The organism is Bartonella sp. WD16.2 (assembly GCF_002022505.1).
Taxonomy (GTDB): domain Bacteria; phylum Pseudomonadota; class Alphaproteobacteria; order Rhizobiales; family Rhizobiaceae; genus Bartonella.
Window position 1 is genome coordinate 845,570 of sequence record NZ_CP019781.1, and the last position, 12,549, is coordinate 858,118.

Consider the following 12,549-nt stretch of genomic DNA (forward strand, 5'->3'; position numbering starts at 1 on the left):
TTTTTTATTTTAAAGGGTGTATATGTCATATTTGGTTGACGAACAAAAGCATATAGATGCAATCAAAAAAAGAATTGGATATAAAGAATTTGTCATTATCATTGCAGCACTGATGGCAATTAATTCGATAGCCATTGATATTATGCTGCCAGCTATGCCTAATATTTTAAATAGCTTTCATATCATCAACGAAAATGATCAGCATTATATCATTTCTTGTTATCTTATCAGCTTCGGTGTCACACAAATATTTTTTGGCCCAATAAGTGACCGTTTCGGGCGACGCAAACTTGTCCTCATGGGCCTTACCCTTTATTCATTAACAGCACTTGGCTGTGCATATGTAACAAGTTTTCCCTTATTGCTTATTCTTCGTATTCTTCAAGGCGTTGGGGGCGCTGCAATGCGTGTGCTTACAATTTCCATGGTACGAGATCTCTATAACGGTCGAGAAATGGCAGAAGTTATGTCCATAGTCATGATGGTCTTTCTCATTGCAACAATGCTCGGACCAATAATAGGCCAGACGATCTTATTTCTTGAGCACTGGCAACTTATTTTTATATTCATGGCATTTGTTGGTTTTGGATTGATGATTTGGATTTACCTGCGCTTACCTGAAACTCTCCATACACAGCGCTCTCTTTCCTTTTCTTCTATTAAAGGTGGGTTATGCCTTGTCATTACCAACCGGACTGCACTTTGTTACACGCTTGCTACTTCCATTATGTTAGGCTGCATCTTTATTGCTGTTAACACATCGCAACAAATATATGAAGGGATCTATAACTTGGGGATTTTGTTCCCTGTAGCTTTTGCAGCTAGTGCTGCATTTCAAGCGGTATCAGCTTTCTTAAATTCTCGACTTGTTCATCGTCTTGGAATGCGATGCATTGGTCATAGTATGCTTCTACTATTTTGTACCATTTCATGCGTCTGGTTTATCGCATCCATTTTAACAGGCGGTATTATCTCTTTCTCTTTTTACATGATACTTTATTCTATACTAATGTTTACGTGCGGTGGTATTATGGCTAATTTCAATACACTTGCTCTTGAGCCTTTAGGAAAAATTGCTGGAACAGCAGCTTCTGTATCTGGTTTTCTTCAAACATCCATCGCTACAGGTATCGGTTTCTTCATCGCACAACGCTTTGATGAAACAATGATCCCCAATTCAGCAGGATTTTTCTTCCTCAGTCTTATAGCTATCTTTCTTGTATTATGGGCTGAGCGTGGAAGTCTTTTTAGTAAACATCACTCTAAATAAACACAGCTCTTAAAGGGATTTTATAATAATCCCTTTAAATTACTATTGTCGATAAATTTAAAAGAGCCTAAAGCCTATTGCTAGTGCACTTTAAGCCAATGATTTATATGCTACTGTCATATTAATTAGAAAATTTTCCTGATTTCGGAAATCCTTTTGGAACCAAGCGCCCCACTCCAGCACGTGTTCCCATCCACTCAATAAGCTCATCAGACTGGCGATTAAAACTGCGTTCAGCTGTATCTTGCCAACTTAAACCTTCTGACAAATTAAAGGTTTTAGCATCAACAACAACACCATCTTTATAACGTTGCAAACGAACACCTTTACCGCGGCTCATTTCTGGTATTTGCTCTATGGCAAAGATAAGCATTTTTCGGTTTTCTCCAACCACTGCGACATAATCACCATTTACCGGAACGCAAAGTTTTACCTTATCAGGAGATTTTACATGCATAATTTGCTTTCCTTTTCGCGTATTGGCAATCACTTCATTTTCAGAAACAATAAAACCATTCCCATATGCTGAAACTAAAAGCCGCTTTTCCTGCGCATTATGCACAAAAGCTGTCAAAATATCATGTTCACCATCCATATCCACTAAAATACGAATTGGTTCACCGTGCCCTCTTCCTCCAGGTAAAACATTTGCACTAATAGTAAAAAATTTTCCACCAGTACTCACCATGACAATTTTGTCCGTAGTAAACGCTGGCAATGCTAATTTTAAGCAATCACCCTCTTTAAAAGAAAGCATCTTGTAATCATTCAAATGACCCTTTAAAGCCCGCATCCAACCTTTTTCAGAAATAATAATAGTTACTGGTTCTCTTTCAATCATTGCTTGCTGAATATCATTGACATCGTGCTTTGGAGCATCTTCAAACGTTGTACGTCTTTTGCCTAAAACAGTTTCAGGTCCAAAAATTTTCCGAACTTTTGTGATTTCATCTGAAATGATTTTCCACTGTTTCATATTGGAGGCTAATAAGGCTTGTAATTGCACCTCTTCAGTCTTAAGAGACTGAAATTCTTTACGAATTTCAAATTCTTCAAGTTTACGTAAAGAACGCAACCGCATATTAAGAATAGCTTCAGCCTGATTGTCCGTTAATTTGAAATGTTCAATCAATTCTTTTTTGGGTTCATCTTCTTCACGAAGAATTTGAATCACCTTATCAAGATTTAAATATGCGATAAGATATCCATTAAGAATTTCTAATCGGTAATTAATTTCATTAAGTCGATAATTTGAGCGACGAACAAGCACTTCTTTACGATGCTCAAGCCATTGCTGTAAACTCTCACGCAAAGAAAGAACATTAGGCACTTTACCTAAAGTCAAAACATTAAGATTAAGAGGAAATCTTACTTCAAAATCAGTTAATTTAAAAAGTGACTCCATTAAAAGTTCAGCATCAACTGTACGATTTTTGGGAACAAGAACAATACGAATATCTTCTGCAGATTCATCATGAATATCTTCAAGCATCGGCAAACGCCGTGCAAGTAATAATTCTGCCGTTTTTTCAATAAGGCGTGATTTTTGTACTTGATATGGAATTTCAGTAACAACAATGACATAAGAACCGCGGCTACTTTGTTCTTGATGCCAACGTGAACGCAACCGAAACAACCCACGCCCTGTACGGTATGATTCTTCAATACTCTTTTTAGGCTCAACTAAAATACCACCTGTTGGAAAATCAGGTCCAAGTACAAACTGATTTAAATCTTCATTGTTTGCACTGGGGTGAGCAATCAAATGCAATGCCGCATCACATAATTCAGCAACATTATGCGGTGGGATAGATGTCGCCATACCAACAGCAATACCTGATGAACCATTGGCTAAAAGATTAGGAAAAGCCCCCGGTAAAACAACAGGCTCTTCATCTTCCTCATTATAAGTTAAACGAAAATCAATGGCGTTTTCATTAATCCCTTCAAGTAACAATGCCGCAACTTCAGTCATACGTGCTTCTGTATAACGCATAGCTGCAGCATTATCACCGTCAATATTCCCAAAATTGCCCTGCCCATCAATTAATGGGTAACGAACAGCAAAATCCTGAGCTAAGCGTACTAATGCATCATAAATAGATGCATCACCATGAGGGTGAAATTTACCCATAACATCACCCACAATCCGCGCACATTTAGCATAGGACTGTCCAGGATTAAGCTTTAATAAACGCATCGCATGGATAATACGCCGATGCACTGGCTTTAACCCATCGCGTACATCAGGTAACGCACGGTGTGTAATAGTAGAAAGCGCATAAGCCAAATAGCGCTCCTGCAAAGCGGAACACAATTCTACTGGCTCAATACATTCTTTATCAAAAGGCTGACTCATTTTATCTGACATAGTACATGAATAGAAACTTCTAAAATAAAAATAAGTATGCCATAAGGCCTATTAAGTGTAAATTTTTAGTACCTAAATATTTTAAAAAATTATATTATTTAAATAACTATTATGAGTAAAAAATAATAAGGAAATAGACTAATTTTGCAAATGTAGAAAAGAATATTTACTATTTATTTTATCAGTCAATAGGAAAAAGCGAAGTATTACTCTATAAAGGTTATTTTTATCATTTTTAAATACAATCTCTAATAAATTAGCATCAAAATGACAATTAATTTTATCAATCATTTTTAGCAGTGCGAGCAATTCGAATTCCTAAATCAGACAACTGTACAGCAGAAACTTCAGATGGAGCACTCATCAAAAGGTCAAGCGCTTGTTGATTCATAGGAAATAAAGAAATTTCACGTAAATTTTTTACACCTTGCAAAAGCATTACGATACGATCAATACCAGCCGCCATGCCACCATGAGGTGGAGCTCCATAATGAAATGCACGATAAAGACCACCAAAACGTTCTTCGACCACCTCTTCAGAAAGGCCTGCAAGCTTAAAAATCTTCAACATCATTTCTGGTGAATGATTACGAATTCCACCTGATGCAATTTCATAACCATTGCAAACAAGATCATATTGAAAAGCTTTGATAGTGAGAGGATCTTGACAATCAACAGCCTCTTCTCCACCCTGAGGCATTGAAAAAGGATTATGCGCAAAATCAAGTTTTTTCTCATCTTCATTCCATTCAAAAAATGGAAAATCAACAATCCATGCTAAAGAAAAACATTTATGATCGATAAGATCTAACTCCTCTCCTACTCGTGCACGCGCAGCACCAGCGAAAGACGCAAATTTTTTCGGATTTCCTGCAACAAAAAAACACGCATCACCACTTTCAAGCCCAAGTTGCACACGAATAGCTTCAGTTCTCTGTTCACCAATATTTTTAGCGACAGGACCAGCCCCTTCAAAGATTCCATTTTCTTGACGCCAGAAAATATAGCCAAGACCGGGCTGCCCTTCACTTTGTGCCCATGCATTCATACGATCACAAAAAGAACGACTGCCCCCTTTTTTAGCGGGAATAGCCCATACCTGCGCATGTTTATCATTAGCTAAAATCTGAGCAAAAACCTTAAAATCCGAATCATAAAAATGTTGAGAAACACTTTCCATAATAATTGGATTGCGTAAATCGGGCTTATCTGAGCCATATTTCCGAATTGCTTCATCATACGAAATACGAGGAAAACTTTGTGTCACAGACTTTCCATCTGCAAACTCTTCAAAAACAGAACGTACAATAGGCTCCATCGTTGAAAGAACATCTTCCTGCTCAACAAAACTCATCTCAACATCTAATTGATAAAACTCACCTGGCAAACGATCTGCACGCGGATCTTCATCTCTAAAACATGGAGCTATTTGAAAATAACGATCAAAACCAGAAACCATTAATAATTGTTTATACTGCTGAGGCGCCTGAGGCAGTGCATAAAATTTTCCTTGATGTATACGACTTGGAACCAAAAAGTCGCGTGCTCCTTCCGGTGATGATGCCGTTAGAAGTGGTGTTGTAAACTCTGTAAAGGTACAATCTTGCATATGCTTTCTTATGGAAGCAATAATTTCAGTGCGACGCATTATATTTTTGTGCATAGTTGTTCGACGCAAATCAAGAAAACGATATTTCAATCGAATATCTTCTGGGTAATCAGGTTCACCAAAAACCGGTAGAGGAAGTTCATCAGATTTTGAAAGAATTTCCACTTCACTTGCAAAAACTTCAACCTCACCCGTTGGTAAAGCGGCATTAATAACCTCATCAGCACGTGCACGCACTTCTCCATCCACACGAATAACTGATTCAGCACGCACTTTCTCAACAGTTTTAAAAGCAGGTGAATAAGGATCAACAACAATCTGTGTGATTCCAAAATGGTCTCGTAGATCAATAAAAAGAATTCCGCCATGATCACGAACACGATAAACCCACCCTGAAAGACGGACTTGTATTCCTACATCGCATTTACGAAGCGCGGCGCAATTATGACTGCGATAACGGTGCATAGTTTTCTGCCTTTAAATTATAATTGTTTCATACGCGTTACAAACGATTTTTGGCAGCTACTTGTCAAGATATTCCCCAAAAAACCTAAAAAAAATACAACAAAAGACAATTTTAATCTACTTATGTTATAATGAAATGATGAAACTTATTACACAGACAACAGAACTTGAAATTGCAATTGCTGCTTTGAGTAATTCTGATTTTGTAACCGTAGATACTGAATTTATCCGCGAAACAACCTTCTGGCCTCAACTGTGCTTGATTCAGCTTGCATCTCCAAATGTTACAATGCTTATTGATCCAATGGTACCAGATATTGATCTACAATCATTTTTTAACCTGATGGTAGATGAAAAAATTGTTAAAGTTTTTCACGCTGCGCGCCAAGATATAGAAACTATTTATCATCTCGGGGGAATCATCCCCTACCCTCTATTTGATACACAAATAGCAGGATCTATTTGTGGATTTGGTGATTCTATCTCCTATGATCAAATTGTACAACGCTGCACCGGGCATCATCTTGATAAATCATCTCGCTTTACAGACTGGAGCCACCGCCCCCTCTCTGAAAAACAATTGCTCTATGCACTTGCTGATGTAACTTATTTAAGAGACGTTTATCTTTCATTGAAAAAGAAATTAGAAAAAAACAAACGAACCCATTGGATGAATGATGAACTTGAGATTCTTTTAACACCAACAACTTACGATATACCAGAAGAAGACGCATGGAAAAAAGTGAAAGGAAAAGTTAAAGCTCCTCGTGAACTGGCTGTGTTACAAAAAGTCGCTGCTTGGCGTGAACGTGAAGCACGCAAGCATAATGTTCCGCGTCGTCATATTATGAAAGACGAATGCCTTATTGAACTTGCAATTCAACAACCAAAAGACGAACTTGAACTAAAGCGTTTGCGCAGCTTAAAAAAAAGTGGGTATCACCCATCAACTACACAAGCATTAATCAAAGCTATCCATGAAAGCTTTGAAGTTGATATTGCTTCTTTACCTGACCTTCCTAAGCATAATCCTATTCATGATAAAACAGCTGCTGCAATTGATTTGCTCAAAGTATTATTAAAACTCGTTGCAAATGAAAATGACATTGCTCCTAAAATTATTGCAACTTCCAATGATTTAGAAAAAATCGCCCATGGTGCTATAATAGAAAATATCCCTGCCATGAATGGCTGGCGTTATGAAATATTTGGTCAAAAAGCAGAACAAATGCTAAAAGGCCAGCTAGCATTTTATTTTCATAATGGAGAAATAACAACCAAGCAGCTTTAACTTATAAAAGATATTTCTACTTAGAAATACATCCATTAAGCATATAATAAGTTCGGATATGTTGTTTTTTTAACAAAAACAGGCTCTTAATTCATCTATGAAAGAATCATGAAATTTCAAACATCAAAGGTAATTTTGTTATTTTGGATAATTGTTTTAATCGCCCCAAAGGCCGTTCACCTATTAAATCAGAATAACGTATTGGAATATGTAATATAACATGATCTTGTTTTTTCTGCCATAATAGATCACATAAAATCCCTGTAGTAGAAGCGCTAAAAAGATTAGCAATACGCATAACCCCACCAAGAATACGTGCCTTTTCAACCATATCATGAGTTGCTAATTTAAGAATATCTGGAATTTCTTTATCGGAAAATAAACCCGCATTACGAAAAAAAACAGCTAATGCAGCATAAATGCGTCCTTCATGAGAAATCCCTGGATAAGATCCCAACGCTATTTGATTAGCTGCCTCATTACCTCGATAATCTGGATGTATACGCCAACCAATATCAGAAAGAAGGCAAGAAGCTTTACGATAACGATATTCATCTTCAGTTTCTGAAATTCCAAAAGCTTTAAACGCATTCGTAGTAAAATCAATGAGTTCATCTGCCTGCTTTGGTGAGCGTGCTTGTAAAATAGCCATCTCTTTACACGCTGCAATTAAAGGATCAGAAATGCGAACCTCTTGCAGTAATTGTGCATAAAGAAAACCTTCACGAACTCCAGCTCCAGAAAAAACTATTCTTTTTAAACCCATATACTGAATAAGTTCAATAAGAACGACCGCTCCATAGGCTAAAAGTTGACGACGATTCTTTGAAATAGCCGAAATACCTTTCAAGTTATCAATATTATCAGTAACTACAAGGTACAGAAAATCCTTTATCTCAAGTGCATCAACTTCATAACCGTGTACAACAGGTAACAAGTAATGTTTAGCTGCCATATGAAGTTTTGCCAGATTACGCCATGTACCTCCTACTGCATAAAAATAATGTGGCGTGCTTTTATGCATAAAAGAAGCTCCATAAAGTTTCTCGTGAGCAATCTTTGTTGCTACTGTAATATTGTTATTAGACATATACTGCAACCGCAAACTACCTAATGGTAGCGTTATTCCTTCACCTAAATTAGAATCATAAATATTAATAAGCTCAAGACTTCCACCACCAAGATCACCAGAAACACCATTTGGACGATAAAAGGTGGAAATAACTCCATAAGCTGAATAAACTGCCTCTTCATTTCCTGAAAGAATGCGTATTCTATCGTGTAAGATCTTTTCAGCATCCTGAATAAAAATTACCCCATTTTTTGCTTCTCGCACTGCTGCTGTTGCTAAAGCATGAATTTCGTTCACACCAATCTGTTGGCAAAGTGCACGAAATCGTCTCAATGTGTGCAATACCATTTCAGTTGATTTTTTTTCTAAAAAACCAGTTTTTGCAACACCTTGACCAAGACCACAAAGAATTTTTTCATTAAATAAAACTGTCGGCGAGCGTACAAGACCTTCATAGACAACAAGTCGAACAGAATTTGAACCAATATCGACCACCGCAATGGGTTTACGCCCTTTCAGTCGACCCTGAGCATTTATACATGTCATTGATATTTCAGTCTTTATATGTCTTTTTTTTCTGCCGACGCAATGCAATTAAACGTAAGGCAGAAGATTTTAAAAATTTGTCCCCCTTAGAAAGACTCGCGTTGGTCATAAAATACTCCTGCGCATTAAATAATTTTTCACCTTTTAACGGCGTTATACGTTTTGATGTTCCATCGCTCAATATATCAAAGCTTTGTTGGTTATCAATAACATTAGCTAACATAATTTGTGAAAGAATTTGTCGACGAACTGCCTTATTAAAAACTGGAACCAACACTTCAATACGATGATCAAGATTACGTGTCATCATATCGGCTGAACCAAAATAAATTATGGTATTTTCACTCGGTAAATCTTTACCATTACCAAAACAGAAAATACGGCTATGCTCAAGAAACCGCCCTATTATTGATTTGACACGAATATTATCCGAAATTCCTGAGATACCGGGTCTTAAACAACATATACTACGGACAATCAAATCAATCTGTACACCAGCTTGACTTGCGCGATATAAAGCATCAATAATTTCAGGATCAACTAACGAATTCACTTTCATCCAAATAGTAGCAGATCGCCCCTGTTGTGCATTGACAGTTTCTTCTTCGATATGTTCAAGAATACGATTGCGCAGTGTTAATGGAGAAAAAGCAATTTTCATTGATTCCTTTGGTTGTTTATATTGAGTAATATAATCAAAAAGTAATGCGACATCATGACCAATAGCATCATCAGTGGTAAAAAAAGAAAGATCAGTATAAATTTTAGCGGTAATTGGGTGATAATTGCCTGTGCCAAGATGCACATAAAAACGAAGACGCTTCTCTTCGCGCCTTATTACTAAAGACATTTTAGCATGTGTTTTGAGTTCAATAAAACCAAAAACAACTTTAACACCTGCATGTTCAAGATCACGTGCCCAGCGAATATTAGCTTCTTCATCAAAACGTGCTTTAAGTTCTATCAAAGCGGTTACTGATTTACCCCGTTTGGCAGCGTCAATCAAAGTACCAATAATCGGGCTATCATTCGACGTGCGATAAAGAGTTTGCTTGATCTCAACAACATCAGGATCTTGAGCAGCTTGACGTAAAAAATGCACAACAAAACTAAATGATTCATAAGGATGGTGAATAATAATATCACTTTCACGAATAGCTGCAAAACAATCATCATTATATTTGCGCACACATTCAGGAAAGTAAGGATTATAAGGAACAAATTTCAGATCATCACGTGGGATAGAAACAATTTCTGATATCATATCAAGTGCCAACAATCCATTTAAAATACTGATACAATTACCAGAAACTGCAAGTTCATTTGTAATGAATTGACGCAAATCTTCAGGCATTTTCACATCAAATTCAATTCGAATGATTTGCCCACGACGACGCCTTTTAAGTGCAGTTTCAAAAAAGTGGACAAGATCTTCAGCCTCTTCTTCCACCTCTATATCGCTATCACGAATAATTCTAAATATACCATTTCCCTTAACTTCATAATCAGGAAATAAATGACTAACAAAAAGGCTAATAACATCTTCAAACGCGATAAAACGAAAACTACTTCTCTCACGAGGAAGTAAAATAAAACGTTTCAAATCAGCCGGCATACACAATAATGCTGTCACAGGACGTTGATCAACATAGTGCAATAATTGGAATACAATAGAAAGCCCTAAATTAGGAATAAATGGAAAAGAGCAAGCAGAATCAATAAATAAGGGCGTTAAAATAGGAAAAATTGTATTTAAAAAATGCTTTTCAAGCCATAATCTTTCAATTTCTGAAAGGCTATCAGAATGAATAATTTCAATATTATTCTGTTTTAATTCATGACGTAAAACACAAAATTTTTGTTGCTGATTAGTCTGCAGATGCGAAATCTCAGTTAATATAAAATCAAGTTGTTCCTGTGGGGTTCGTCCATCTGCACTGCGTTCTACAATCCCTGCACAAATTTGACCAATAAGGCCAGCAACACGGACCATAAAAAATTCATCAAGATTAGTCGCTGAAATTGCAAGAAAACGTAGGCGTTCCAATAAAGGATGCTTCGGATTAGCAGCCTCCATTACAACACGATTATTAAATTCTAGCCACGAAAATTCTCGATTAATAAATCGTGCTGGATCTTGCATCGTTATATTTTGAGTAGCAATCTGATCCGTTACTGTCTGTTTCATATACCTCAGATAATCTATCTTTACATTAAAATTCAAAATAATTGGAAGAATCTTCAATTGCAAATTGTCTTAAAAAGCATCTTGCATTATAGTGGATTTGATTACACACTAATAAAGTTAACGTGTGATTTAAAATATTTGATCCCAATCATGTCTTATCAGGCATGTTTATCTGGAGGCTTGTACACAATGTCCGACCACAATATTCTCTATTTTCAAAATGACCGTGGATATAAAATAATTGAAATTGGTGTAAAAGAATTCATGTGTGTAGGTGCTACAGAACCATTTGACCATCCTCATATTTTTATCGATATGGGAGCAGATGATGAAAAAATTTGCCCCTATTGTTCAACACTTTACCGTTATAACCACTCATTGCCGTTCAATCAAACAAATCCAATAGGGTGCATATATCCCGTAAATAATCCGCTATAACTTTTAATATAAAATGGCTATCATTAATCAACCGCCAATCATTATCGGAGCGGGAATTGCTGGTTTAAGCTCTGCTTTAGCACTTGCCAAAAAGGGAATTGCAAGCACTCTTATTGAAAAATGTAAACAACTCGACAGTGTAGGCGCTGGCATTCAACTTACCCCAAATGCAACACGTATTCTTACCCGTTGGGGAGTTCTAAAAAAAATAATAGAATCAGACCTTAAACCGCATTTTCTTGAGTTAAAAGACGGTATATCGTTAAAAACGCATTTTCATGTTGATCTTATCAATTTATCTGAAAAACGTTGGAAAGCTCCTTATATTACGATTTATCGAGCTGATTTACAAAAAGCTTTATATAATGCTGTTCTTGAGAACCCTCTTATCACATGTAAATTAGGTGAAAATATCGTATCATTACCTACTTACACTACAACCCACAGTGTTAATATAGAAACTATAAAAACAGAAGAATTAACTAAAATACAACAACACCAATTTTATTCTACATCACTTCTTATTGGATGTGATGGTGTTTGGTCGAAGCTACGCCAACTTGCCCCTTTTCATGAAAAAGCAGATTTTAGCGGTTTAATTGCTTGGCGTGCAACAGAAACATTCAAAAATCTTCCCAAAAACTTTCGTTCTTTATTGCAAAATACAAAAACAATTGCTGCCTGGATGGGACCTAAAAACCATCTTGTTGTCTATCCCATTCAATCAGCAAAAATTTTTAACTTTGTAGCTATCACTCATGGAGACAATTCACAAAAAGAATGGAATCAAAAAGGAAATAAAGAAAAGCTCAAAGCCCTTTTCAGTAACTGGAATCCTAAAATCATCGAACTGTTTGACCATATTGATAACTGGAACTATTGGCCACTGTTTCAAATGAATCATAACCGTTTTATAGGTTTAAAACAGCAAGTATTTGTTGGTGACTGTGCACACGCGGCCTTACCTTTTGCAGCACAAGGTGCTGCTATGGCGATAGAAGATGCCGCTACATTAGCAGAAGTGCTCTCAATCAATGATTTTTCACTCACTGAAGCTATTTCACTTTATGAAAAAATACGCAAACCTCGCGTTACAGCCATAAAAAAACGTGGAGATTTTAATAAACTAGTTTACCATGCAACTGGTCCCCTAGCGATTGCACGTAACTTTATGATGAAAATTCGTTCATCAGAAAATATTATATCTGGCCTTGATTGGCTTTACACTTATGATGCTATGAATCTGGCAGAAAATAATATTTAAAAACGATAGAGTAAAAACTACAAAATCTGCACTCT

At 36.5% G+C, this 12,549-nt stretch carries 8 protein-coding genes; 4 read left to right on the forward strand and 4 right to left on the reverse strand.

Annotation, left to right across the window (positions count from 1 at the left end; genetic code table 11):
- Positions 1 to 22: 22 nt before the first annotated feature.
- The gene (locus BWD162_RS03575) at positions 23 to 1,270 is read left to right on the forward strand and encodes a multidrug effflux MFS transporter (RefSeq protein ID WP_078705473.1); all 1,248 of its coding nucleotides are present in this window, start codon (positions 23 to 25) and stop codon (positions 1,268 to 1,270) included.
- A 121-nt stretch (positions 1,271 to 1,391) separates the two neighbouring features.
- On the opposite strand, the gene parC is transcribed toward BWD162_RS03575, so the two are convergent.
- Complete coding sequence (gene parC, locus BWD162_RS03580) at positions 1,392 to 3,641, reverse strand: DNA topoisomerase IV subunit A (RefSeq protein WP_078705474.1); 2,250 nt, start codon at positions 3,639 to 3,641, stop codon at positions 1,392 to 1,394.
- Between the two features lie 283 nt (positions 3,642 to 3,924).
- Positions 3,925 to 5,715, reverse strand: a complete 1,791-nt coding sequence (gene aspS / locus BWD162_RS03585) for an aspartate--tRNA ligase (RefSeq protein WP_078705475.1) — start codon at positions 5,713 to 5,715, stop codon at positions 3,925 to 3,927.
- Between the two features lie 136 nt (positions 5,716 to 5,851).
- On the opposite strand from aspS, the gene rnd reads away from it, so the two are divergent.
- Positions 5,852 to 7,006 (forward strand): ribonuclease D, encoded by a 1,155-nt coding sequence (rnd, locus tag BWD162_RS03590; RefSeq protein ID WP_078705476.1) that lies wholly within the window; start codon positions 5,852 to 5,854, stop codon positions 7,004 to 7,006.
- A gap of 106 nt (positions 7,007 to 7,112) precedes the next feature.
- Here the strand turns inward: rnd and BWD162_RS03595 are convergent, their stop codons facing one another.
- Together BWD162_RS03595 and BWD162_RS03600 are read right to left on the reverse strand one after the other, a co-directional pair.
- Positions 7,113 to 8,624, reverse strand: a complete 1,512-nt coding sequence (locus tag BWD162_RS03595) for a Ppx/GppA family phosphatase (RefSeq protein WP_078705477.1) — start codon at positions 8,622 to 8,624, stop codon at positions 7,113 to 7,115.
- Positions 8,625 to 8,631: 7 nt separating this feature from the next.
- A complete protein-coding gene (locus BWD162_RS03600; RefSeq protein ID WP_078705478.1) occupies positions 8,632 to 10,812 on the reverse strand; it encodes an RNA degradosome polyphosphate kinase in 2,181 nt (726 codons plus the stop codon).
- Between the two features lie 189 nt (positions 10,813 to 11,001).
- On the opposite strand from BWD162_RS03600, the gene BWD162_RS03605 reads away from it, so the two are divergent.
- A complete protein-coding gene (locus BWD162_RS03605; protein WP_078705479.1) occupies positions 11,002 to 11,250 on the forward strand; it encodes a zinc-finger domain-containing protein in 249 nt (82 codons plus the stop codon).
- Between the two features lie 22 nt (positions 11,251 to 11,272).
- Positions 11,273 to 12,514 carry an FAD-binding protein gene (locus BWD162_RS03610; protein WP_078706131.1) on the forward strand — a complete coding sequence of 414 codons (1,242 nt, stop codon included), beginning with the start codon at positions 11,273 to 11,275 and terminating at the stop codon, positions 12,512 to 12,514.
- Positions 12,515 to 12,549: the final 35 nt, after the last annotated feature.